Origin of the sequence: Paludisphaera rhizosphaerae (genome assembly GCF_011065895.1) — a bacterium.
Taxonomy (GTDB): Bacteria; Planctomycetota; Planctomycetia; order Isosphaerales; family Isosphaeraceae; genus Paludisphaera; species Paludisphaera rhizosphaerae.
This window is the reverse complement of sequence record NZ_JAALCR010000002.1, coordinates 1-23,917: the sequence shown is the minus strand read 5'-3', so window position 1 is coordinate 23,917 and position 23,917 is coordinate 1. Positions and strand designations below refer to the sequence as shown.

Genomic DNA, 23,917 nt, shown 5'->3' with positions numbered 1-23,917 from the left:
GGGCTCGCGGCATGAACAAGATGGAGCGGAGGCCGTCGGGCGGCCCGCTCGGTCTTCAATCCGGGAGGCGGTCATGGGCGACTCGTCGAAGAGCAAGGTCGATCGCCGGGCGCTGGGAGTCCTTTTCAACGAAGGCGCAATCGGCCCGCGATCCGACGCAGACCTGCTCCGCATGGTCGCCACCCGTGAAAAGGAGATCGCCGAAGCCGCCTTCGCCACCTTGATCGACCGCCACGGGCCGATGGTCCTCGGCGTCTGCCGCCGCATCCTGCGCAACGAGCACGCGGCCGAGGATGCCTTCCAGGCCGTATTCCTGGTGCTCGCCCGGAAAGCGGCGAGCGTGCGCGCCGAGGATTCCCTGGGCCGCTGGCTCTTTGGCGTCGCCCGGAAAGTCGCCAGCCGGGCGCGGAGGCTTGCGGCACGTCAGGCCCCGACGATCTCATCGACCGATCGAACGCCCGACAATCCGGCCTCAGTCGTCATTCGCGAGGAAATCCAGCGGATCGTCGACCGCGAAGTTGCGCTGCTGCCCCGCAAGTATCGCGAGGCCGCCGCGCTCTGTCACCTGGACGGACTCTCCCACGAACAGGCCGCCGAGGCGTTGGGCGTCCCCGTGGGAACGATCCGCAGCCGCCTCTCCCGCGCCCGCGACATCCTCCGCCCCCGCCTGATCCGCCGCGGCCTGGCACCGACAGCCGTCGCCGCCTGGATCGGCTCGCCAACGGCTTCCGCCGCCGTTCCGCGCGGGCTGATGGAATCAACATTGGCTTTCGCCGGGCCGTCGACGGCGGTGATTCCGCCCGCGATCCTCGCCCTGGCCGCGATCGAACAAGCATCCATCGCCCTGAGAAAAGTCGCCGTCTTACTCACGGGCACCCTCATCAGTGGAGGCCTGACCGTGGGGCTTATGGCCCTGGCCACTAGTCAGGGCCCGTCAAACGGTCCCGCGATCTCCCAGGTGCCGGCCTCCGAGGCCGAAAAGGCCAAAGCACCATCGCTCGCCGACGAAATTCAACGGCTTATCAGAGAATGGCTCTCCAACATGGATCAACGAAGGGAGATGCTCAAGGGCCTGAGTCGGGAGATGCTCAAGGGCCTGAGTAAGGAAGAGGCCAAGCAACGGCTTCAGCAGGCCGGACAGCCGGAAGCCGTCGCGGCATTTGCCGATCGACTGATCAACCTGGTTGCTGCTCATCCCGGGGATCCGGGAGGTCGCGACGGCCTGCTGTGGGTGGTGAATCACAGGAATTCGGCCTCAGTCGGCGACTTCGGCCAGGCCTTCAACCGAGCCGCCTATCTTCTTGTCAGAGATTATGCCAATGACCCCGAGGTCGCGCGTTCGGGCTTGGACATGTATCAAGCCGTCGCACGTCCGCGCGACGTTTTCATGGAAGGCGTCTACGCCGTTGCAGAGAACCGGGAAGCCCGCGGGCTGATCCGATTCGGCATGGCCCGCTATCTCCACGCCAAGGCCGAACATGCGGAATACCTTCGAACTCATCCGGAGCCCCGACGCTCGGGCCTCGCCCACAACTTCGACGCTCAGGGGACCAGCACGGCCCTCAACTTCGATCTCACTCCAGAACGGCGCGGATACGACGTACACCTACGGATGCTTGAACCCGCAGCGCTGCGAGGCGAAAGCGAACGACTCCTTGGAGAGGTTGCAGCGGAGTACGGCGACATCCCTTATGTCACGTCCTGGCATCGAGAACTCGAGCGGCAACTGCGCGAACGTCCGGCGATCACGATCAACGGACGGCTTGAGGAGAAGGGTATCCAGGCCATCGAGCGTCGGCTAGCCAGGCCGGTTCCCACGCTTGGCGAGAAGGCGGCCGACCTGCTTGACGACTGGCGAAATCTGTCGATCGGGAAACTCGCCCCCGACGTATCAGGCGTGGACATGGACGGGCGTCCGATCAATCTCTCCGACCATCGCGGCCGGGTCGTCGCCCTCGCTTTCTGGGATCCCAACGCCGTTCGTGGGATTCCCGACCTGGTCAAGCTGGCCGAGAAGATGAAAGGGAGGCCGTTCGACGTTCTGGGGGTCTGCGACGACGAGAATGTCGAGGAAGCGAAGAAGGTTGCCCAGGTCCAGTCGATGAACTGGCCGAACATCGTCGGCGAAGGACGAAAGATCGCCGAACGCTTCCACATTGAGGATTCTCTAATCAGGCTCTTCATCATCGATCAGGAAGGGATCATTCGAGGGAGGTCCATTTATGCTACGGGCGTCAATCCGAAACTCCTCGAAGACCTTGTCGCCGAGGCCGAAGCGAAGGCGAAGGATTGAGGAGTGGCCGCCCGTTGAGGCGTCGCCGCGGCCGCGATAGCATAGCCCGCGCCAGGGGCGACGCCGTCGGGACGTCGCCGGGCGTTCGAGGGTTCGTGCAGGGAGCGGCGCAGCGATGATCAAACGAGGGAGAACGGCGAGTCAAATCCTGATGCTTGCAGCACTCGCGGCGGCGGCGATCGGATCCGCCCGCGGCGAGGCGGCGAAGGGGAAGCCGAACATTCTGTTCCTCCTCTCCGACGACCAGAGTTACCCCTACCTCGGAGCGTATGGGTCGAAGTCGGTCCGAACGCCGAACCTCGACCGGCTGGCGGGGCAGGGGATGCGGTTCGACTCGATGTTCGTCACCTGCCCGCAATGCGTCCCGTCGCGGGCGTCGCTGATGACGGGGCGATCGCCGGTGTCGGTCCGGATGGTCCGGTTCACCTCGCCGCTGCCGGCGGACGTCGTCGGCTTGCCCGACCTGCTTCGCAAGGAGGCGGGGTATTTCACGGGCGTCGGCGGTCGGACGTACCACCTCGACGGGCCGCCGGCCCAGGGGGATCGGGGCGCTCCCGTCACGAACGACGTCATCGAGCGATACAACCTTCGCGACTTCAAGAACCGCGTCGACTACATGGAGAAAGGGGGCCCCGCGCGGTGGAAGACCTACGGAGACCACCTCACGGCCTTCCTCGACGCCGCCCCCAAGGAGAAGCCCTGGTTCTTCTGGCTCGGCTACAACGACCCGCACCACCCGTGGAACACGGTTGGCAAACAAGGAGCCGTCGACCCGGCCAAGGTGGAGGTCCCGGGCGACATGCCCGACCTCCCCGGCGTCCGCGAAGACCTGGCGAAGTACGCGGGCGAGGTCGAACATTTGGACGACGACGTGCAGAGCGTGCTCGACGTCCTCCAGGCCCGAGGGCTCGCCGATGACACGCTCGTCGTCTTCATGGGCGATAACGGCATGGCCTTCCCTCTCGGCAAAGGGGCGCTTCACGACCGAGGCATCCGCGTCCCGCTCCTCGTCCGCTGGCCCGGCGTCGTGGCACCGGGGACCGCGACCGGCGACCTGGTTTCTGGCGAGGACTTCGCTCCGACCCTGCTCGAAGCCGTCGGCGTCGCGCCGCCGAAGTCGATGAGCGGTCGCAGTTACTTGAAGCTCCTGCGCGGCGAGCCCTATGAGAAGCGAGCCCATATCTTCGCCGAGCGCGGCCCCCACGGCGGCGACGGCGGCATGAAACCCGACGTTTCGGCGGCGACCTTCGACCTGGCCCGCTGTGTTCGGTCCGATCGTTACAAGCTCATCTACAACTGCACGCCCCATCAGCCCTACGGCCCCGTCGACAGCCAGAAGGGCCCTGCCTGGCAAGCCATCCTGCAAGCCCATCGCGAGGGAAAGCTCGCGCCCAAGTTCGAGCGGGCCTACTTCACGAACCCTCGGCCGACCTACGAGTTGTACGACCTCCAGAGCGACCCCGACGAGATGAACAATCTCGCAGGCAAGCCCGAAGTCGCTGAAGCCGAGAACAAGCTCAAGGCGGCTCTCACGGAGAAGATGATTCTCGACTGGGACTTCCTACCACTGCCGGTTCGCTGACGCGTCGATTCCATGGTTCAGCCGTCAATGGGCGGGTTCAGGCGGTCCAAACCCAACGTCCTCGCCCTTGTCGAGCTTACCGCCGTCGTCGACCCCGTTCGCGCCGACCGAGTACACGAGCCAGCCGCCCGGCTTCTTCTTGACGATCAACGCCTTTCCGGTGATGGGATCGATCAACGCTTCGGGGGGAAGCCCCAGGGCGGCCAGGTTGGGAGGATCGTCGACGACGCCTCGCGCCTGGAGGGCGTTCAGCACCCGAAGCGACCGAACGGCCGCCCGCTGTTGCTCGGCGGACTTTCGAAGCGCATTCATGGAGGGTTCAAGAAGCGTGACAAGAACCTTGAAGGGACTCCATGAGGAACGATATCCACCAACGGCCGGAACCTGGGGGAGGTCGGGGTAAGGCGTGGTTAACCTTTGGATCTGTTCCTCGTAAAAATCGATGAACATCATCATCATGTTGTTGCGAATCCAGCCGCGGATCCAGAAGATGTTGTTCGACATCTCCGTTGCCGAGGAGAGCGAATAAGCCCGCTCGTTCTCCAGCGCCTGGCGGGCGTCGTCCAATTGATTGAGGCGGGCCAGTTCCGCGTCGAGCGCTTTACGGCTCTCTTCCGTGACCGGCCCATCCAGCAGGATTCGCGAGGCGCTCCAGGCGGCGGTCCTTACGCACGCGATCGATGTCAGATAGGCGATCATCGTCGGCTGCCGCGCCCAGTGACGGCACAGGGCAAGGGCCGACGTCTGGACGGCGAGCGCCTCATCGCGACGGCCCTGGGCGACGAGCAAGGTCGACCAGCTCTCCAGAACACGCATCGCGGCCCGCTCCTCAGCGATCGATTTCGTCATAACCTGATTGAGAAAAGTCGTCGTCGGCCCCGAGACATCGAGGCCGGGGTCGTAGCCCGGCCGATCGGCCGCTTCCAGCAGGCCGGGGATCACCCGAGGATAGCTCGCGAACAGGGCCTCCAACTTCGAGCGTTCGTCCGGCGTCAGGGGCCCCCTCGCCGAATGATCCTTGGGGAAGATCGCGGCCAGTTCCTTCTGAACGGACGCCAGGTCCGAGGCCACGCGCCGCAGCGGCACGTCGGCGTTGGACTCGGGGGGGATCGGCTTGCCGGCGTAGTCGGCGATCGAGAGCGGCACGCCGGCCTTACGGAGTGCATCCAGCCGGGCCTCAAGCCGACGGCCTGTGATCAGTGTGTAGCAGGCGCTCCACAAGAAGAACGCGACCAGCGCGACGCCGATCCCGATCGCGGTCCGCTTGAGGTATCTTTTGAGTCGCGGTTTCACGGGCGTTCTCCGGGGAATCGTGGGCCAGTTCTTGGATCATCCGCGCGACCTCCGCGGCCTGACGAATCAACTCGGCGTCGGTGGGAGGTGGAGGTGGGGCCGAAAGGCGCTCAAGGGCCAAACGGCCTGTTTCGGGTCCGGCGACCTTGGCGATGTCCTGGACTAACTCCAGCACCGCGGGCGAGACCGGTCGAGGCCCGAACGCACGCTCGACGCGTTCCTCGTCGACCCACGTGGCGAGCCGGTCGGCCGTCACGCTGAGGAGCAGCGCGGCGGCCGTCGCCAGGCCGATCGGGAACCGGCGGTACGACTTCGGCGGCTCCTCGGTCGCGGCCAGTTCATCGCCCACGGCAGCCAAGATCCGGGCGCGAAGCTCGGGCGGAGCCCCTCGGGGCGTCAGGTTCGCCAGCGTGTTTTCGACCTCATCGCTCATGGTCGCTCCCTCACCAACCAGCCCCGCATCCGGTCGAGCGCCGCCCTGTACCTCGCGGCGACTGTTCCCAGGGGTCGTCCCAAAACTTCGCCGATCTCACGGAAGGTCAGGCCGGCATAGGTTCTCATCTCGACGATCTCACGATCCTCGGGCCCGAGGCACGCCATTGCCTGGACGACGTCCTCGGCCGCCTCGCGGGCGTCGCGATCGTCGGCGTGGGCCTCATGAAAAAGCGCAGCAGCCGAGGCGGCGATCGTCTCACCGTGTCGGCGACGACCGTCGAGCCAGCGGTTGGCCTCGTTGCGGGCGACGACGAAGGCGAAGGCGGTCAAGTTTTCCACCTCTCCAAGGCGTTTACGGTCGCGAGCCAGCCGGACGAAGGTTTCCTGGAGGACGTCGTCGGCGTCTGCTCGTGTCCCAAGTCGAGCTGTGAGATAATGATGCAATCGATCGGCGAGTTTGTCGTAAAGCTCGACGAAGGCGCCGGCGTCCCCATCAGCCAGCCGATCGGGCAACCCATCCATGGACGCTCCAGAGACGAAGGCGGCCGGCGAGTCCAGTAAACGACGCGGTCGATGGAAGAGACCCTGTCGACGCGAGGATTTGCGCAAAAATCCTTGAACCTTTCCGAATGGGCCGTCGGAGGACTCGATTCTTGCCAAGCTTCCTGGTCAGGCCCTGGGTTTTTTGTATAAGATGAGGCGATCAGAAACGATCGGCGGTCGGTGGACCAGGAGTCCGGCCGGGCCGCGGCGCCCCTCCGTATCTAGCCGCGTCCGTTCTCGGCCGATAAGATTAAGGAAGTTTCGCCCTGCTGGGGCGACCCGCCCGACGTCCCCGCCTTCGTCGTCTCGACATGGCTCGACGTAACCACCCGCGAAAAAACACGCCGTCGCCGGCGCGCCCCGGCACCCGCTCCGACCGCCGTTCACTCAGGAGTCAGGTTGATATGGCCTCAGTGCAAACGGAAGCGAAACCGATCGTCGACGAGTCCAAGGCTCTGGACTGGCTCCGCCAGATGATGCTGATCCGCCGCTTCGAGGAGCGGGCGGAGATGCTCTACCAGAAGGGCAACAAGATCGGCGGGTTCTTCCACCAGTACAGCGGCCAGGAACCGGTCGCGGTCGGCTCGATCGGCGTGCTCCGCCCGGACGACTGGGTCATCACCGCCTACCGCGACCACGGCCACGCCCTGGCCCTGGGGATGACCGCCCGAGCCGGCATGGCCGAGCTGCTCGGCAAGGCGACGGGCTGCTCCAAGGGGAAGGGGGGCTCGATGCACTTCTTCGACGTGGAGAAGGGCATGATGGGGGGCCACGCCATCGTCGGCAGCCACATCCCGCTGGCCGCCGGCTTCGCCTTCGCCAGCAAGTACCGCGGCGAGGATCGGGTCGCCCTCTGCTACCTGGGCGACGGCGCCATCAACCAGGGGGGCGTCCACGAGGCCCTCAACATGGCCGCCCTCTGGAAGCTGCCCGTCATCTACATCGTCGAGAACAACCTCTACGCGATGGGCACCTCGCTGACCCGCTCCAGCGCCCACCAGGATCTCACCATCCGGTGCGCCACCCCCTACGGCATCCCCGGGCACCAGATCAACGGCAACGACATCGAGCTGATGGCGAAGACGACGCTGGAATGCGTCGAGCACGCTCGGGCCGGCGAAGGTCCCAGCTTCATCGAGGCCCAGACCTACCGCTACAAGGGCCACTCGATCAGCGACCCCGGCAAGTACCGGATGCGCGACGAGCTGGACAGCTACATCAAGAAAGACCCCATCGAGGTCTACGCGAGCATCCTCAAGAAGCGCGGCTGGATCGACGACGAGGCCGTCGAAACGATGCGTGAGGAGGTCAAGGCCGAGATCGAGGAGGCGATTGAGTTCGCCGAGAAGAGCGAGAACCCGCCCCTCGAAGCGGTCTACGAAGACATCACGGCAGGCCCCTTCTCCCCTCAGGAGTGATCATGGCGGTTTTTTCGTTCCGAGAGGCCCTCAACCAGGCGATGACCGAGGAGATGGAGCGGGACGACCGCGTCTTCCTCATGGGTGAGGAGGTCGCCGAGTACGACGGCGCCTACAAGGTCAGTCAGGGGATGCTCAAGAAGTTCGGCCCCCGTCGGGTGATCGACACGCCGATTTCTGAAGAAGGGTTCGCCGGCATCGGGATCGGCGCGGCGATGGTCGGCCTGCGGCCGATCATCGAGTTCATGACCTTCAGCTTCAGCATCGTGGCGATCGACCAGATCGTCAACAACGCCGCCAACATGCGCTACATGAGCGGCGGCCAGTTCTCGGTGCCGATGGTCTTCCGGGGAAGCTCCGGCATGGCCGGCTGCCTCGGCGCCACCCACTCGCACCGGCTGGAGGCCTGGTACGCCCAGATCCCCGGCCTGACCGTCATCCTGCCCGCCACCCCGGCGGACGCCAAGGGCCTGCTCAAGACGGCGATCCGGTCCGACGACCCGGTCGTCTTCATCGAGCACGAGGTTCTCTATCCCGAGAAGGGGGAGATCCCCGACGGCGAACACCTCGTCCCCTTCGGCAAGGCCGACATCAAGCGGCCGGGCGACGACGTGACGCTGATCACCTACTCGCGGTCCCTCAAGGCGACGCTCGCCGCCGCCGAGGAACTGGCCGCGAAGGGCGTCAGCGCGGAGGTGATCGACCTGCGGAGCATCCGCCCGCTCGACCTCGAGACCCTCGTCCAGTCCGTCAAGAAGACTCACCGCGCCGTGATCGTGGAAGAAGATTGGCCGTACTGCGGCCTTGGCGCCGGGATTTCCGACCGGATCTACCGCGAGGTCTTCGACGAACTCGACGCCCCGATTCTCCGCGTCGCCTCCTCGGACGCCCCGATCCCGTACAACAAGCAGCTCGAAGCCTCGATGCTGCCCTCCGTGCCGCGGATCCTGGCCGCCGTCGACGAAGTGACCTACCGCTGACCTGACTGAGAGAGACACACGAACATACCGCCTCTCCACCCAAGGGCGGGGGGCCGTCGCATCGGCCCCGAGGAGTAGACTCGTGCCGATCGAAGTGACCATGCCCAAGCTCAGCCCCACCATGGAGAGCGGGGTCATTGCTCAGTGGCTCGTGAAGGTGGGCGACACGATCAAGGAGGGCGACGTCCTCGCGGACATCGAGACCGACAAGGCCACGATGCCCATGAAGTCCTACGAGGACGGCGTCATCGCGATCATCGACCACAAGGCGGGCGACGAGGTCGCGCTGGGCGACCGCGTCATGGTCCTCGCCAAGAAGGGCGAGGACCCCAAGGATATCGCCGCCAAGATGGGATCGGCGGGAGGAGCCGCGAAGAAGGCCGCCCCCGCCGAGTCCGACAACGGCAAGAAGGCCGCCGATTCGAAGCCGGCCGCCGAATCCGACGAGGCTGAGGAGCTTGTGACGACGGCCGCTGGCGGTCGCGTCCGTTCCAGCCCGCTGGCTCGCAAGGTCGCCGCCGAAGCCCGCGTCGACATCGCCCGCGTCCGGGGAACCGGCCCCGGCGGTCGCATCGTCCGCAAGGACGTTGAGGACTTCCTCGCCGGCAAGGGCGCCGCTCCGGCCCCGGCCCCGACGGCGCGTCCCGCCGCGCCGGCCGCTCCCGCCGCCGCCAAGGCACCGGCCGCTCCCGCCGCTCGGATCTCCACCGGGCCGCTCCAGGAGAAGCGGATTCCGAACTCGCGGATGCGGAAGACGATCGCTCAGCGGATGCTGCAGTCCAAGCAGACCGCCCCCGAGATCCACGTGACGGTCGACGTCCGCGTCGACAAGCTGCTGGCCCTCCGCGAGACCCTGAACAAGGAACTCGCCGCGGAGAAGGTCAAGCTCTCGGTCGGCGACTTCGTGACCAAGGCCGTCGCGGTCGCCCTTCGCCGTCACCCCGCGCTCAACGCCACGTTCGAGCCCGACGCCATCGTCCTTCGCGGCGAAGTCAACATCGGCATCGCCGTGGCTCTTGAGGAGGGGCTCATCGTCCCCGTCCTGCACCGGGCCGACGAGCTGGGCCTGATCGAAATCCGCAAGGGGAGCGAGGCCCTCGCCGCCGCCGCCCGCGGAGGAACGCTCACCGGCGATCACTTGGCCGGGGGGACGTTCACGATCAGCAACCTGGGCATGTACGGCGTCAAGCAGTTCGACGCCATCATCAACCTCCCTGAGGTCGCCATCCTCGCCGTCTCGGCCGCTGAGAAGCGTCCGGTCGTCGATGGAGACGCGATCGTCGTCGGCAACGTGATGAGCCTGACGCTCACCGCCGACCACCGCGCCGTCGACGGCGCCACCGCGGCCGACTACATGCGGACGCTCAAGAACCTGCTCGAAGAACCGGCGCGGATGCTCCTCTGATCCCGCCCCTTTCTTACAGGCCCCGACCCGATCTCGCGTCTCCGCGCAGGTCGGCGTCGGGGCCGTCGCGCTTCCGCCGCTTGCCATCGCCCCCCATAATGAGGGTATCAGGGCGTCGCAAGGCGATGCTCGATTCCCAATCCTACCTCGGAACAGACCCCACACGACCATGGCCTACGACTACGACATCGTGGTGATCGGCGGCGGCCCCGCCGGGTACGCCGGCGCGATCCGCGCCGCCCAACTCGGCAAGAACGTCCTCTGCGTCGAGCGCGACAAGCTCGGCGGCGTTTGCCTCAACTGGGGATGCATCCCCACCAAGGCTCTCCTCTCCAACGCCCACCTCGTCGAGTTGGTGAAGCGCCACGGCGAGAAGTTCGGTTTCCACGGACAGGGCGAGTGGAAATTCGACGAGATGATCGGCCGCAGCCGAGGCGTCGCCGGCCAGCTCAACAAGGGCATCGAAGGGCTGTTCCGCAAGTACAAGGTGAAGTCGAAGATCGGCGTCGCCCAGGTCGTCGGCCCCAACAAGGTGAAGGTCGGCAATGAGACCTTCACCGCCGGCGCCATCGTGATCGCCACCGGCGCTCGGCCTCGGCCGTTCCCCGGCGTCGAATTCGACGGCAAGAAGATCATCACCTCCAAGGAGGCGATGTCGTTGGAGAAGCAGCCCAAGGCGATGCTCATCATCGGCGCGGGCGCCATCGGGCTGGAATTCGGCTACTTTTACAACGCGATCGGGACCAAGGTCACGGTCGTCGAGATGCAGGACCACGTCCTGCCGATCGAGGATGAGGAGGTCTCCGACACCCTCAAGAAAAGCCTCACCGCCAAGGGCCTGGAAATCTTCACCAGCTCGAAGACCACGAAGCTGGAGAAGACCGCCAACGGCGTGAAGGCCGAGATCGAGTCCCCCCAGGGCAAGAAGACCATCGAGGCCGACGTGGCCCTGGTCGCCATCGGCGTGACCGGCAACGTCGAGGGCCTGTTCGCTCCCGACGTGAAGGTTGAGATCGACCGCGGCCACATCAAGGTGGCCCGCGACAACGGGTTCGTGACCAACATCCCCAGCATCTACGCCGTCGGCGACGTGATCGGCCCTCCCTGGCTGGCGCACGTCGCCCACCACGAGGCGGTCTACTGCGTCGAGCGGATCGCCGGGCACTCGAAGCACAACGTCGACTACTCGATCATCCCCGGCTGCACGTACACCGAGCCGGGCGTGGCGAGCGTGGGTCTCACCGAGAAAGCCGCCCGCGCCGCGGGTCACGACATCCGGATCGGCAAGTTCCCGTTCGCGTTCAGCGGCCGCGCTCTGGCCGCCGGCGAGAGCGAGGGCTTCGTTAAGCTGATCTTCGGCAAAAAGTACGGCGAATTGCTCGGCGCCCACATCATTGGGGCCGTCGCGACCGAGATGATCTCCGAGATGGTCATGGCCATGCGCCTGGAAGCCACTGAGGAAGAAATCCTCCACGCCATGCACCCGCACCCGACCTTCTCCGAATCCATCATGGAAGCCGCCGGCCAGGGGCTCGGCGAGTCGGTTCACATCTAAGCCGGCGTTCGGCGGAGCTTCCTCCCTTTCCTCAACGAGAGGGAGGAAGGTTCCATCCGATCCACGGATATCGATAGAAGCGATATTCTCCCAACGATCTCACTTGTCCTCATCTTCGTCATTCGAAGATGACGATGAGTGGGATAGGTGGGATTTCGCGATTCGATACCGAGGAAGGTCGGACATGATGGATTCCGGCAAGATCGCCGCCATCCGCGGGGAACTTCAGCGTATTGGTTGCCTGTCGGCCTGCTCGCCGGCCTTCCAGAACCAATTATTGTCCTACCTGGACATGAACGCCGATCAAGGCGACTTTCTGGTCGAGGTCGGCTGTTACCGCGGGGGCATGACGGCCCAGCTCGCTCATTTCGCCGTTGAGCGGGGCAAGCAGTTCTACGTGGTAGACGTCGACCGCGAATACCTCGATGCGGCTCGGCAGACTGTCGAGACCGCGCTCGGGCGATCGCCGGCGTGCGTCCATTACGTCGAGACGACGCTGAACGGGTTTTTCGACCAACCGAGGCCGAGCAACCGTTGCATCATGGTGTTCATCGACGGGGACCACCACTATCGAGGGGTGGTTCGGGACATTCGAGCCGTCGTGAACTCCAGGCTGGAACGTCCTCTGAGCATCGGCTTCCACGATTACGGGCTGCGTTGCACGGCCGCGGACGAACTGGACATCCGCGTCGATCGCGCGATCCACGATCACCTCAAGGGGTGCGCCGTGATCCCGATGGGGGAGGTCGCGGGACTGGGCGGCATCCTTCCCACCAGCCCGGTCGGCGACAACGGGGCCCATTTCCCTCCTGGGGTGAGTGAGGGAGTCGTCGTCGTCTTCAATGCCCCGAGACGAATCGCCTCGCGTCTTGATCGCGGGCGCCGGCACCTCAAGCGGCTCGTCCGAGCCGCCCTGCACGCCAGCCGAGGCCGATGATCTCGGAATAGCGTCGGCGATCGACGAAGCCGTTATGAGCCACGAAATGTCTGGCGCGACGCAAGCCAAGTCTACGAGAACGCTCCGGCCGTCGCGAACCGATGGCCGGAGCTTCGTAGATTTCCCAAATCACCCCCGAGAACGACTTCGATCGTTCACTCCCAGGGACTACGGAGTCTGGATGCTCCGCTCCACGTTCCGTTCGAACCGGGGCCTTGCCAGAGATGATTATGGACGAAACGCCGCATCGAGGGCGTTCATCGACTCGGATCCGGCAGGCCCTGGAATCTCAACACCTCCACGCCGTGTCAGACGTGCAAGAATCTGGGCACGTTCAGGTTGTAGAACTCGGCCTCGAGGAATTCGAGAGCCAGTGCAAAGTTGAGGATGTCGATATCACTAGTCAGCGGCAGCAGCGGAGGACCTCCGTTGAGGCTCACGAAAAACGATCCCGCCAGTTCAACCACCTCGTCGGGCGTCAGGGCCTCCTCAAGGCTGGGCTCGTCGCTGTGAATATTCTCTGAGACGCGGATATTCAAAAGAGTATTCAAATATCCAGCGTGACGAGCCTCGATGAGCGCGATTGAGGCCGCAGCAGCCATGTACGACTTCGACTGGATCGCGGGCAGCGCCCCCAGATAAGCCCCCACCCCCACATTCTCCAGAACCCTCGAGACGTTCGCGAACGCCCGGGCTGTGGGTTGAATGAGATTCCGAAAGGTCGGCTTCGGCCGCGCCATCGGCCCTAGGGCATTCACAAGGAATCCCACGTGGGCGTTCTCATCCTTGCGAATGTTGCTGAAATTCATGGCGTTCCAGCCGGGGTAGAGCGCCGGCACAGTGTTCGGAGTGGAGGCTGCGTGAGCCGGGTGCGAAGCCGCTGCTGCCATGGCAGAAGCACCCGAGCCGACGAGCGCTGACTTGAGGAACGAGCGCCTATCTCCAAGCGAACGAGTGATCGTCCCATGTGATGCAGCCGAATCGATCCCATCGCTTGACGCGTTCACCTCGGTGTTCATCATGTAGGCTCCTGAAGCTGGGATGAAATCAACAACTAACGCTGATAACGGAATCAATAAATTCGAGGATCAACCGGCGTGACGGCGGTTTGCGACCCCTGTTGCGCGTCGCTCATCTCGTCCGGCACGGTTCCGTGGGAGCGCCCAGGTAAGCCGCCGCCCCCAGGGCGGATCAGCTTTATGAGCAATCACTGTTGAGGAGATCGGTCAAGTTCGTCGGCAGGAGGGTTGATTCCGCGTCTTCAGGCGGCGCTCCGACAGCAGACATGGCCCGGGCTGCCGATACCGCGGCGCAGGCCAAGACGAGGACGAGCACAAGTCGGGTTACTGAGCGGTGATCCAGGACGCGAGGCGACTCGCAAAGCGCGCTGATACGAGCGCTCCTTTTAGCTGCATTCAGAGTCGTGGTGATCAGAGAGGGATCGGCGGCCCCAGCCTCGCGGCTCCAGAGGCCGATCAACCCGGCTGCCAAAGCTATTTTGCGGCGGTCGAGTCGCTCACGTAGAAGCTTGCGGCCCCGTACCAGGCGTACCTTAACCGTCCCGGTCGCCCAACCGAGTTCGGCCGCGGCCTGTTCGTGGGTCAACCCTTCCAGATAGCAGAGAATGATCGGAGCTCGATACTTGGCTGGGAGGCGGTCGAGTTCCTTCCGAACGACCAAGAACAGATCATGGTCGGAGACGTCGACGAATGACGCCTGCCCCTCCGTCTGGTCGAGATCGCAGCCTTTTTCAAGCTTAGCCCTGCGAATCGCCCCTGCTCGAATTCGGGCCGCGGTCTTGTAGGCGGTCCCACAGATCCATGCCCTGAGCGCCGAGGGATCTCGGATGTTTCCGGCCTTCTGGTAGAGGGTCAAAAACGTCGATTGAAACGCATCTTCGGCGAGATGCCGATCGGGAAGGATCGTTCGGCAAATCCGAAGGACTGGCGGGCCGAATCGAGCTACGAGGGCGGCGAAAGCCTCAGGGTCCGATTTCTCAAGGAAGTCGGCCAGCAGGCGAGAATCATCGTCGTAGTGGCCCATGGGAATGGCTCGCGATGGCTCGAACGGTATGGCGCCTCTCACTAGTTGGTGCGTAGGCCGCCGTCTTCGGGTTCAACTTTTTCGAGGCATGAAAGTTGCATCCAAGACCATGCGTTGAAGGGAAACATTTTTGACTTCGATCAAATTTGTAACGCAACTTCCAATCCAAGATCTTCGATTTACGACACGCATTTGAGTTCACATGAGAAATCCGAAGGCGTTCGCCTGTTTTGTTCTTGGAGTCTATGGCTTGGCGGGATGCGCAAACCCCGATGAGGAAGGCAGGATGCCGATCACCGGCGAGGTCTGCGTCGACGGGCAGGCCCTTGATTCGGGGGCGATCTCGTTCGAAGCGACGTCGAGCGGCCCTGCCATGTCGACAGGGGCTCGAATACGTGGTGGAGGATTCGCCATCCCGGCCTCGCAGGGGCTCATGCCGGGGTCGTATCGCGTTCGAATCTACTCCGCTAGCCGCCAGCAGGCTCCGGTTCCCCCAGGCGGCAGCGATCGAACGAAACGCCCAATGATCGAGAGAATCCCCGCCGACCTGAATGTTCGGTCGACGCGTATCATCGAGATCCGTGACGACTCCTCAAACCACCTGAAGTTCGACGTCGCTTCGACCCTTGGAGAGTCTTTCGATCCAGGTGGAAGGCACAGAACGCCTTGACTATGCGGAGGAGCCAATGATGACTGGGAGATCCGAGCAGGCTGGTTTCACTCTAATCGAGTTGCTGGTCTCGATCGCCATCGTCGGCATCCTGCTCGCGCTGCTCCTACCCGCGGTGCAGAGCGCTCGCGAGGCGGCCCGGCGTTCACAATGCGTGAATAACTTGAAGCAGCTCGCCTTGGCGATGCACGGCTACGTTGACGTGCAGGGGACCTTGCCGCCCGGGAAGAAAGGGTGCTGCTGGGGCACCTGGCTGATCTCGATCCTTCCTCAGATCGAACGGCAAGCGCTGTACAACTCCTGGAACAACGCGGGCAGCAACGCCGTTGGTTGGCCGGAGGCGTTCGATCAGGATCTGCGGTTCTTTGGGGCGGCCAATCGGAGCACGACCTCGCAGTGGGTGAACGTCTTCCTCTGCCCGTCGGACAGCCGGAACGCGCCCATATCCGAGGCCATGAACGGAACGACTTACGCCTGCACGTCCCAAAACTATGCGGTGAATTTCGGGAATTCGATTCAACTACAGATCGATTTCCTGGACGTACAGTTCAGAGGAGCCCCGTTCGTCGATATCGGCTCCCCGCTGACCGATCTCGGCCGTCCAGGCAAGCCGACGGTCGGTTTCCCATCGCTCACCGACGGCCTCAGCACGACCTTGATGGTCTCTGAAGTCATCGTGGGTCAAGGGCGGGACCTTCGCGGTTTCTCCTGGTGGGGAGACGCTGCGTGTTTCGAGACCTACCTCGCGCCGAATAGTTCTTTTCCCGACGTACTATTTAGCGCCTACTATTGCCAGGATGGGCCGCCAAACCCGCCCTGCCTGGGCTCGACCACGGCGCTGCCAGACAATTACGCGGCTCGAAGCCACCACTCTGCCAAGGGAGTCAATGCGGCGACTGCGGACGGTGGAGTGCGATTTTTCCGCGATGGTATCGCGCTACCTGTCTGGCGTGCGATCAGCACTTCGAGCGGCGGTGAGATCGTCGCGGCGGAGGCTTATTGACGGGCGAGAGGCCGACGCTTCAATCGTCGGCCTCAACCTCGGACGTGGAATCGGCAGGATCGGCGTCAGAGTCCCCGGTGACGGGTCTCGCGGGAGAGTCCGGAATCGAATACGACCCGTCGATCCAGCGGCCGAGATCGACGAGCCGGCAGCGATCAGAGCAGAAGGGGAACGACGGCAGATCGTCGATCCGATCGACCTGGAAAGACTTCGTGCAGATCGGACAGCGGCCGTTGATCATCAGCCGGCCCCGCCGGCGGAACCGGTCGAGGGCGACGAGCCCGACGACGACTTGGAAGAGTCCCCGCCCGACGAGGAAGACCCACTGGACGACCCGCTGGTCGTATCGGCCTTGGCTGCCTTCTTGTACGAGTCGCTCCGGTAGTCGGTCTGATAGAAGCCGGAGCCCTTGAAAAGGATCGCCGCGCCGGGACCGATCTTCCGGCGCAGCGTGTGCTTCTCGCAGGCCGGGCAGAGGGTCTGGGGGTCGGCCTTGATGGATTCGAACGCCTCGAATTCGTGGCCGCAGGCGTCGCAGACGTAGTCGTAGGTGGGCATCGAAGGGGGATTCTCCGGTCGGGACGTCAGGGCTTGACCGAGACGGCGACCTTGCTGGGCCTCAGCACGCGGTCGTGGATCTTGTAACCTTTGCCCAGCTCAGCGACGACGGTTCCCTCCGGGACGTCGGCGGCCGGCTGCTGCATCAGGGCTTCGTGGAAGTTGGGGTCGAACGGCTGCCCAAGCGACTCGATCGGCTCAACGCCGTACTTGGCCAGCACGGTCAGAAACTGCTTGTGGACCATGTCCAGGCCGGAGGCGATCCCCTCCGTCGACTGGCCGCGGAGGGCGTCCGTGGCCCGCTGCATGTTGTCCAGGACGTCGAGCAGGTCGCGGCCCAGGTTCCCGATCGCGTACAGGCGGTCGGCCTCGGCCTGCTGCTTGGTGCGCTTCTGGTAGTTGACGAACTCGGCCCGGCTGCGCAAGAGCTGATCGCGAGCCTCGTCGCGTTCCTTTTCCAGGGCGGCGAAGTCGCCTTGCGAGGCGTCGGCGGTTTGGGCTTCAGGGGCGGACTCGGGGTTTCTCACGGCGTCGGACATGCTGCGGATCTCCCAGCAGACGGCTTCCGGGCGACGCCCGGCGAGCCGTCAGGCTTGCTCGCGTTCTTCAGGTTCGGCCTCTTCGGTGAAGTAGTCACGGAGCTTTTCGAAGAAGCTCTTGCGTCGAGGGCTGACCTGCTCGTGCTCGGTCTCGGCGAATTCGCGGAGGAGTTCCTCCTGGCGCGGCGTCAGGTGGCGGGGGGTCTCCAGAATCACCTCGACAATCTCGTCTCCCTTGCCGCGACCGCTGATGTCGGGCATTCCTCGTCCCTTGAGCCGGATCTGGTCCCCGCTCTGAGATCCTCGGGGGATCTGAACGTGGTCGGGCCCGTCCAGCGTCGGAACCTCGATCTCAGCCCCGAGAGCCGCCTGGGCGAAGCTGATCGGCACCTGGCAGATCAGGTCGTTGCGTCGGCGCTCGAAGAACTCGTGCTTGCGGACGAGAATCTGAATCTGAAGGTTGCCGCGAGGCGCGCCGGGATCGCCGAGTTCTCCCTGCTGCCGGAGCTGGAGCCGCATGTTGGTCTCCACTCCCGCCGGAACGTCGACCTGAAGTTTGGCCCGGTGCGGCACCCGGCCTGAGCCGTGGCAGCTGGGGCAGGGGTCGGTGATCTTGACTCCCTCGCCGCCGCACGAGGGGCAGGCGGTCGCGACCTGGAAGAAGCCGCGGGTCTGGACGACCTGACCACGACCGCCGCAGTAGTTGCAGGTCGTCGCCACGGTCCCCTTGCGCGCTCCCGAGCCCTTGCACTCGCCGCAGAAGTCCTGCCGATCGACCTCGATCGTGCGGGTCGTCCCTCGGGCGGCCTCGTTGAGGCTGATTTCCAACCGCATCAGGAGGTCGGGCCCCTGGCGAGGCCCGCGCCGACCGCCGCCTCCTCCGAAGAGGTCGCCGAGCAGACCGCCGCCGAAGACGTCGCCGAAGGCCGACATGATGTCGTCGGCCGATCGGAAGTCGTGGAAGGCCGAGCCGTCGAGACCGGCGTGGCCGTAGCGGTCGTATCGCTGGCGCTTCTGGGCGTCGGAGAGGACGTCGTAGGCCTCTGCGGCCTCGCGGAATTTCCGCTCGGCTTCCTTGTCGCCGGGATTGCGGTCGGGGTGGAATTTCAGCGCCATCTGGCGGTAGGCGCGTTTGATCTCGTCGCCGGACGCATCGCGTTTGATCTCGAGGACTTCGTATAGGTCGCGTTTGGTGGTCGCCATCGTCACGAAGCCTCGGCGGTCGAGCTTGCCGGGACGCCTCGCGACGGCCCTCCCTGAGCCTCGCGCTGTCCCTGGTCGTGTATCAATATCTTAGCATGCAGGGGCCGCACCGTCCCAGCCGGAACGAGGGGCGGCGAAGGGGTTGAAAAGGAGCCGGGGCGAGGCTCCTGGAAGCCCTCGCCCCGGCTCGAAGGTCAGGAGAAACTCAGGATCAGCGGACCGAGCCTTCGACTCGGCCGGCCTTCTCCTCGTCTTCCTTGATGTTGGTGATCAGGGCTTCGGTCGTCAGCAGCAGGCCGGCGATCGAGGCGGCGTTCTGAAGGGCCGTGCGGGTGACCTTGGTCGGGTCGATGATGCCGGCCTCGAACATGTCGACGATTTCGCCCTTGTCGGCGTTGTAGCCCTTGGAGCCGCCGGCTTCCTTGACCTCGTCGGCGATCACCCCGCCGTCCTGGCCGGCGTTCTGGGCGATGTAGCGGACGGGCTCTTCCAGGCCGCGGAGGACGATCTGAGCGCCGAGCTTCTCGTCGCCTTCGAGCGTCTTGACCAGGGCCTCAACGGCCGGGATCGTCCGGAGCAGGGCCGTGCCGCCGCCGGGGACGATGCCTTCCTCGGCCGCCGCGCGGGTGGCGTGGAGGGCGTCCTCGATGCGGGCCTTGGTCTGCTTCATGTCGGCTTCGGTCGGAGCGCCGACGCGGATCAGGGCGACGCCCCCGGAGAGCTTCGCGAGCCGCTCCTGGAACTTCTCCTTGTCGTACTCGCTGTCGGTCTCATCGATCTGGCGACGGAGCTGGTCGATCCGGCGCTGGATCTCCTCGCGCTGGCCGGCGCCCTGGATGATCGTGGTGCTGTCCTTGTCGACCTTCACCTGCTTGGCCTGGCCGAGCTGGTTGAGCTGGAGGTTTTCCAGCTTCAGCCCGAGGTCCTCGCTGATGACGGTGCCGCCGGTCAGCACGGCCATGTCGCCGAGCATCGCCTTGCGACGGTCGCCGAAGCCGGGGGCCTTCACGGCGGCGATGTTCAGGATGCCGCGGAGCTTGTTGACGACGAGGGTCGCCAGGGCCTCGCCCTCGACGTCCTCCGCCACGATCAGCAGGGGACGGCCGGACTGAGCGACCTTCTCCAGCAGGGGGATCATCTCGCGGAGGCTGCTGATCTTCTTCTCGTGGAGAAGGATCAGGGCGTCCTCGAAGATCACCTCCATGGTGGTCGGCGAGGTGACGAAGTAGGGGCTGAGGTAGCCCTTGTCGAACTGCATGCCCTCGACGAAGTCGAGCACGGTCGAGGCGGTCTTGCCTTCCTCGACGGTGATCACGCCGTCGCGGCCGACCTTCTCAACGGCGTCGGCCAGCATCTTGCCGACCTCGGCGTCGTTGTTGGCGGAGACGGCGCCGACCTGGGCGATCTCCTCCTTCTTCGACACCGGGCGCGAGACCTTGTCGTGCAGCTCGGCGACGGCCGCCTCGACGGCCTTCTCGATGCCGCGACGGAGGGCCGTCGGGTTGGCCCCGGCGGTGACGTTCTTCAGGCCTTCGCGATAGAGGGCGCGAGCCAGGATGGTCGCCGTCGTGGTGCCGTCGCCGGCGACGTCGGACGTCTTGGACGCGACGACGTTGACCAGCTTGGCGCCCATGTTCTCGAACGGATCCTTCAGCTCGATCTCCTTCGAGACGGTGACGCCGTCCTTGGTGACGAGCGGACCGCCGAAGGACTTGCTGAGGATCACGTTCCGACCCGTGGGGCCGAGGGTCGAACCCACGGCCTGGGCCAAAACGTCGACGCCTTCCAGCAGCTTGCGGCGGGCGGCGTCGGAGAAAAGCAATTGCTTAGCCACGGAGAAAGGCTCCTCGAACGAGGGTTGAGTTCAGATGGTCCGGCGCGTCCGCGTCACTTCACGACCTTGGCCAGGATGTCGGACTCGCGGAGGATCTTGACCTCCTCGCCGTCGACCTTGATCTCGGTCCCCGAGTACTTGCCGAAGAGGACCTCGTCACCCACCGCGACGCCGATCGGGCTCCGCTCGCCCGAATCCAGCAGCTTGCCGGGGCCCACGGCGAGGACCTCGCCGCGCTGGGGCTTCTCCTTGGCGGTGTCCGGCAGCACGATCCCGCCGGCCGTCTTCGCCTCGGCCTCGATCTGGCGGATCACGACGCGGTCTTCCAGGGGGCGAATCGTCAACTTGGCCATTTCCGTATCCTTCTCGTCTGCTCGATTGAATCGAATCGGTGTTCGTGAATCTTCGTGGAGGGGAGGGAGACGGGCCCGTCCAATGACGACGGGCCCGAAGCGAAACGCCTGAGGGCGTCGCTCACATCATCCCCATGCCGCCCATGCCGCCCATGCCGCCCATGCCGCCCATCGGGTCCATGCCGCCGCCGTGGTGGTGGTCATGGCCGCCGCCGGCTTCCTTCTTCTTCGGGGGCTCGGCGATCATGCACTCGGTGGTCAGCAGCAGGCCGGCGACCGACGAGGCGTTCTGAAGGGCCGTGCGAGTGACCTTGGCCGGGTCGACGACGCCGGCGTCCAGCAGGTCGCCCCACGTTCCGTCCTCGGCGTTGTAGCCGAACTTGGGATCGTTGGACTTCTTGACCCGGTTGACGACCACCGCGCCGTCGATGCCGGCGTTCTCGGCGATGTAGCGGGCCGGCTGCTCGGCGGCGCGACGGATCAGGTCGACGCCGAACTGCTCGTCGCCGTCAGCCTTGAGGCCTTCGATGGCCTTGGAGGCGCGAATGAGGGCCGTGCCGCCGCCGGGGACGACGCCTTCCTCGATCGCCGCGCGGGTGGCGTGGAGGGCGTCCTCGACGAGCGCCTTGCGCTCCTTCATCTCGGTCTCGGTCGCGGCGCCGACGTTGATCTGGGCGATGCCGCCAGCGAGCTTGGCGAGCCGTTCCTGGAGCTTCTCGCGGTCGTACTCGCTGTCGGTCGTGCCGATCTCGCGGCGGATGGCGTCGGCCCTGCCCTTGATGGCGTCGGACGAGCCCACGCCTTCAACGATGGTCGTCTCTTCGCTGGTGATCGTCACCTTGCGAGCCCGGCCCAGGTCGGTGAGCTGGACGGCGTCGAGGTCGATGCCCAGGTCCTTGAAGATGGCCTTGCCGCCGGTCAGGATCGCGATGTCCTCCAGCATGGCCTTGCGGCGGTCGCCGTAGCCCGGAGCCTTGACGGCCGCGATCTTCAGGATGCCGCGGAGCTTGTTGACGACCAGGGTCGCCAGCGCCTCGCCCTCGACGTCCTCCGCGAGGATCAGCAGCGGCTTGTTGGCCTTGGCGATCTTCTCGAGCAGCGGGATCAGCTTCGTCGGCGAGCTGATCTTCTCTTCGTGGATCAGGATGTAGACGTCTTCGAGGACGACTTCCATCCGGTCCTGATCGGTGACGAAGTGGGGGCTGAGGTAGCCGCGGTCGAACTGCATGCCCTCGACGACGTCGACGGTCGTCTCGAAGCCCTTGGCTTCCTCGACGGTGATGACGCCGTCGGTGCCGACCTTCTCGAACGCGTCGGCCAGCTTCTCGCCGATCGACTTGTCGTTGTTGGCGGCGATGGAGGCGACCTCGGCGATCTCCTTCTTGCCGTTGATCTTCTTCGCCTGCGACTTGACGTTCTCGACGATGGCGGCGACCGCCTTGTCGATGCCGCGCTTGACGGCCATCGGGTCGGCGCCGGCGGCCAGGGCCTTCAGGCCCTCCTTGTAGATGGCTTCGGCCAGGACCGTGGCGGTGGTCGTGCCGTCGCCGGCGGCGTCGGAGGTCTTCGAGGCCGCTTCCTTCACGAGCTGCGCGCCCATGTTTTCATAAGGGCAGGTCAGCTCGATCTCCTCGGCCACCGAGACGCCGTCCTTGGTCACCGTGGGAGCGCCCCACCCCTTGTCGATGACGGCATTGCGCCCGCGCGGGCCGAGCGTGCTGCGGACCGCACGCGCCAGCTTGCCGACGCCGCTGGCCAGCTTCTGGCGAGCCTCTTCATCGTATGCCAGTATCTTCGCCACGTTCATCCTCCAATCGACGACTCGTACCTGCCGGCCGTGGGCGCTGGCCCGGCGCGACGCGGAAGCCGTGCCAAAAACGGCTCCCGGAGTTATTCGACCCCGTGTAAATGCAAGTGCCGTACCGCGACCTAAATTCAGTCGCAACTTGTTCGATCATCAAGCTTTGCAAGAAACATGCACGGCTCAGCGATCGTCACCGACTGCCGATTTGACAGGGCTCGACCGAATTGGCGAGCGGCGAAGGGCGGGTGGTTGTGGGGCCCTGATCGATGGTCTAGGATCGGGACGGGTGCGAGGGTTCGAAACATCTCCCCGCCGGGGAGGAGCGATTTCTGGGTGTCGTGCCCACGCGTGTCGTAGGCATGGCCTCCTTTGATAGACCTTTCGTCATGACAGAAGGGGTGACGCCGTGATTCGAGGTGCATCGCGCGGTTGGCTGGCGGTGGTCCTGTTTGGAACGCTTGGGGCCCCCAGCCTGCTGGCCCAGGCCCAGCCGGAAGACCCGCTGGCCGCGGCGTCCGAGGTCGTCAAGCTCTGGCCGCAGGGCGCCCCCGGAGCCAAGGGGACCGACCCAAAGGACGTTCCGACGCTGTCTGTCTTCCTCCCCAAGCCGGAGGTCGCGACGGGCTCGGCCTTCGTGATCTGCCCCGGGGGCGGATACGGCGGCCTGGCGATCGACCACGAGGGGAAGCAGGTCGCCGAGTGGCTGAACTCGATCGGCGTCGCGGCCTTCGTGCTCAAGTACCGCCTCGCGCCGGCCTACCATGAACCAGCGCCGATGCAAGACGTCAACCGAGCGATCCGCGTCGTGCGGGCGGGGGCCTCCAAGTGGAAGATCGATGCGGGACGGATCGGATTGCTGGGCTTCTCGGCGGGCGGCCACCTGGCGTCCACGGGCGGCACGCATTTCGACGCCGGCAAGCCCGACGCCGAGGATCCCGTCGAGCGCGTAAGCTGCCGACCTGACCGTCTCGTCCTCGTCTACCCGGTCATCGCCATGGCGACGCCCTACACCCACAAGGGATCGAACCGAAATCTCCTGGGCGAAAACCCGTCGGAGGAGAAGCTCAAGTACTACTCCAATGAGCAGCAGGTGACCGCCGAGACTCCCCCGACCTTCCTTGCTCACACCAACGGCGACACTGGCGTCGTCCCGGAGAACAGCATCCTCTTCGCCCTGGCCCTGCGCAAGGCGAAGGTCCCCCTGGAAATGCACATCTTCGAGAAGGGTCAGCACGGCCTGGGGCTGGGCTCCGGCTCCAAGCAGCACAAGATCTCCCCCGAGCCGGCTTTCCAGGCCTGGCCGAAGCTCTGCGAGGTCTGGCTCAAGGGCCAGGGATTCCTCGACAAGAAGTGATCCAGAAGCCGGCCGTCGAGTGCGTCCCCTCTCGACCTCGATAGACGATCCGACACTCTGTCAGGAGTAGGGACCACAACCGGCTTCCCCCCTCGCGGAGGAAGGTGGCCCGAAG

At 65.0% G+C, this 23,917-nt stretch carries 21 protein-coding genes; 9 read left to right on the top strand and 12 right to left on the bottom strand.

The features are described 5' to 3' along the window. Nucleotides 1–73: 73 nt before the first annotated feature. Nucleotides 74–2,293: a sigma-70 family RNA polymerase sigma factor gene (locus G5C50_RS02695; protein ID WP_165064561.1), complete on the top strand. Its 2,220-nt coding sequence runs from the start codon at nucleotides 74–76 to the stop codon at nucleotides 2,291–2,293. Between the two features lie 151 nt (nucleotides 2,294–2,444). Further along, nucleotides 2,445–3,875 (top strand): sulfatase family protein, encoded by a 1,431-nt coding sequence (locus tag G5C50_RS02690; RefSeq protein WP_240906930.1) that lies wholly within the window; start codon nucleotides 2,445–2,447, stop codon nucleotides 3,873–3,875. 24 nt (nucleotides 3,876–3,899) lie between these two features. Here the strand turns inward: G5C50_RS02690 and G5C50_RS02685 are convergent, their stop codons facing one another. From G5C50_RS02685 to G5C50_RS02675, 3 genes are read right to left on the bottom strand one after another with little or no spacing between them, the layout of a single operon-like run. After that, complete coding sequence (locus G5C50_RS02685; RefSeq protein WP_165064555.1) at nucleotides 3,900–5,168, bottom strand: hypothetical protein; 1,269 nt, start codon at nucleotides 5,166–5,168, stop codon at nucleotides 3,900–3,902. Then, the gene (locus tag G5C50_RS02680; protein WP_165064552.1) at nucleotides 5,053–5,601 is read right to left on the bottom strand and encodes a hypothetical protein; all 549 of its coding nucleotides are present in this window, start codon (nucleotides 5,599–5,601) and stop codon (nucleotides 5,053–5,055) included. Before G5C50_RS02680 ends, G5C50_RS02685 begins: the two co-directional genes overlap by 116 nt. After that, nucleotides 5,598–6,125 (bottom strand): RNA polymerase sigma factor, encoded by a 528-nt coding sequence (locus tag G5C50_RS02675; protein WP_165064549.1) that lies wholly within the window; start codon nucleotides 6,123–6,125, stop codon nucleotides 5,598–5,600. The genes G5C50_RS02680 and G5C50_RS02675 overlap by 4 nt, the downstream gene beginning before the upstream one ends. A gap of 425 nt (nucleotides 6,126–6,550) precedes the next feature. On the opposite strand from G5C50_RS02675, the gene pdhA reads away from it, so the two are divergent. The 5 genes from pdhA to G5C50_RS02650 all read left to right on the top strand — a co-directional run bounded on the left by pdhA (nucleotide 6,551) and on the right by G5C50_RS02650 (nucleotide 12,441). Further along, nucleotides 6,551–7,564, top strand: coding sequence for a pyruvate dehydrogenase (acetyl-transferring) E1 component subunit alpha (gene pdhA / locus G5C50_RS02670; protein WP_165064546.1), 1,014 nt, complete (start codon nucleotides 6,551–6,553; stop codon nucleotides 7,562–7,564). Nucleotides 7,565–7,566: 2 nt separating this feature from the next. Next, nucleotides 7,567–8,544, top strand: a complete 978-nt coding sequence (locus G5C50_RS02665) for a pyruvate dehydrogenase complex E1 component subunit beta (RefSeq protein WP_165064543.1) — start codon at nucleotides 7,567–7,569, stop codon at nucleotides 8,542–8,544. Nucleotides 8,545–8,626: 82 nt separating this feature from the next. Beyond that, nucleotides 8,627–9,949 (top strand): dihydrolipoamide acetyltransferase family protein, encoded by a 1,323-nt coding sequence (locus tag G5C50_RS02660; RefSeq protein ID WP_165064540.1) that lies wholly within the window; start codon nucleotides 8,627–8,629, stop codon nucleotides 9,947–9,949. Nucleotides 9,950–10,118: 169 nt separating this feature from the next. Further along, the gene (gene lpdA, locus G5C50_RS02655) at nucleotides 10,119–11,504 is read left to right on the top strand and encodes a dihydrolipoyl dehydrogenase (RefSeq protein ID WP_165064538.1); all 1,386 of its coding nucleotides are present in this window, start codon (nucleotides 10,119–10,121) and stop codon (nucleotides 11,502–11,504) included. Between the two features lie 184 nt (nucleotides 11,505–11,688). Continuing rightward, entirely contained in the window at nucleotides 11,689–12,441 is a 753-nt protein-coding gene (locus tag G5C50_RS02650) for a class I SAM-dependent methyltransferase (RefSeq protein ID WP_165064535.1), read from the top strand. Between the two features lie 308 nt (nucleotides 12,442–12,749). Here the strand turns inward: G5C50_RS02650 and G5C50_RS02645 are convergent, their stop codons facing one another. Together G5C50_RS02645 and G5C50_RS02640 are read right to left on the bottom strand one after the other, a co-directional pair. Next, a complete protein-coding gene (locus tag G5C50_RS02645; RefSeq protein WP_206107563.1) occupies nucleotides 12,750–13,460 on the bottom strand; it encodes a ferritin-like domain-containing protein in 711 nt (236 codons plus the stop codon). A gap of 178 nt (nucleotides 13,461–13,638) precedes the next feature. Continuing rightward, complete coding sequence (locus tag G5C50_RS02640; RefSeq protein ID WP_165064532.1) at nucleotides 13,639–14,484, bottom strand: RNA polymerase sigma factor; 846 nt, start codon at nucleotides 14,482–14,484, stop codon at nucleotides 13,639–13,641. Between the two features lie 626 nt (nucleotides 14,485–15,110). Between G5C50_RS02640 and G5C50_RS02635 the strand changes: the two genes are divergently transcribed. Beyond that, the gene (locus G5C50_RS02635; protein WP_315852298.1) at nucleotides 15,111–16,157 is read left to right on the top strand and encodes a DUF1559 domain-containing protein; all 1,047 of its coding nucleotides are present in this window, start codon (nucleotides 15,111–15,113) and stop codon (nucleotides 16,155–16,157) included. 19 nt (nucleotides 16,158–16,176) lie between these two features. Here G5C50_RS02635 and G5C50_RS02630 read toward each other — a convergent pair whose 3' ends face one another. The 7 genes from G5C50_RS02630 to groL (G5C50_RS02600) all read right to left on the bottom strand — a co-directional run bounded on the left by G5C50_RS02630 (nucleotide 16,177) and on the right by groL (G5C50_RS02600) (nucleotide 22,445). Further along, a complete protein-coding gene (locus G5C50_RS02630; RefSeq protein WP_165064529.1) occupies nucleotides 16,177–16,398 on the bottom strand; it encodes a DNA gyrase inhibitor YacG in 222 nt (73 codons plus the stop codon). Beyond that, nucleotides 16,398–16,715 carry an FmdB family zinc ribbon protein gene (locus G5C50_RS02625; RefSeq protein ID WP_165064527.1) on the bottom strand — a complete coding sequence of 106 codons (318 nt, stop codon included), beginning with the start codon at nucleotides 16,713–16,715 and terminating at the stop codon, nucleotides 16,398–16,400. Before G5C50_RS02625 ends, G5C50_RS02630 begins: the two co-directional genes overlap by 1 nt. A gap of 26 nt (nucleotides 16,716–16,741) precedes the next feature. Further along, on the bottom strand, nucleotides 16,742–17,254 hold the full coding sequence (grpE, locus tag G5C50_RS02620; protein WP_165064524.1) for a nucleotide exchange factor GrpE: 513 nt from the start codon (nucleotides 17,252–17,254) through the stop codon (nucleotides 16,742–16,744). Nucleotides 17,255–17,302: 48 nt separating this feature from the next. Then, nucleotides 17,303–18,457 (bottom strand): molecular chaperone DnaJ, encoded by a 1,155-nt coding sequence (dnaJ, locus tag G5C50_RS02615; protein ID WP_240906929.1) that lies wholly within the window; start codon nucleotides 18,455–18,457, stop codon nucleotides 17,303–17,305. A gap of 211 nt (nucleotides 18,458–18,668) precedes the next feature. Continuing rightward, nucleotides 18,669–20,291 carry a chaperonin GroEL gene (groL, locus tag G5C50_RS02610; protein WP_165064518.1) on the bottom strand — a complete coding sequence of 541 codons (1,623 nt, stop codon included), beginning with the start codon at nucleotides 20,289–20,291 and terminating at the stop codon, nucleotides 18,669–18,671. Nucleotides 20,292–20,344: 53 nt separating this feature from the next. After that, nucleotides 20,345–20,644 carry a co-chaperone GroES gene (groES, locus tag G5C50_RS02605; RefSeq protein WP_165064515.1) on the bottom strand — a complete coding sequence of 100 codons (300 nt, stop codon included), beginning with the start codon at nucleotides 20,642–20,644 and terminating at the stop codon, nucleotides 20,345–20,347. A 121-nt stretch (nucleotides 20,645–20,765) separates the two neighbouring features. Further along, the gene (gene groL, locus G5C50_RS02600; protein ID WP_165064512.1) at nucleotides 20,766–22,445 is read right to left on the bottom strand and encodes a chaperonin GroEL; all 1,680 of its coding nucleotides are present in this window, start codon (nucleotides 22,443–22,445) and stop codon (nucleotides 20,766–20,768) included. 409 nt (nucleotides 22,446–22,854) lie between these two features. On the opposite strand from groL (G5C50_RS02600), the gene G5C50_RS02595 reads away from it, so the two are divergent. Then, complete coding sequence (locus G5C50_RS02595) at nucleotides 22,855–23,802, top strand: alpha/beta hydrolase (RefSeq protein ID WP_240906928.1); 948 nt, start codon at nucleotides 22,855–22,857, stop codon at nucleotides 23,800–23,802. Nucleotides 23,803–23,917 lie beyond the last annotated feature (115 nt).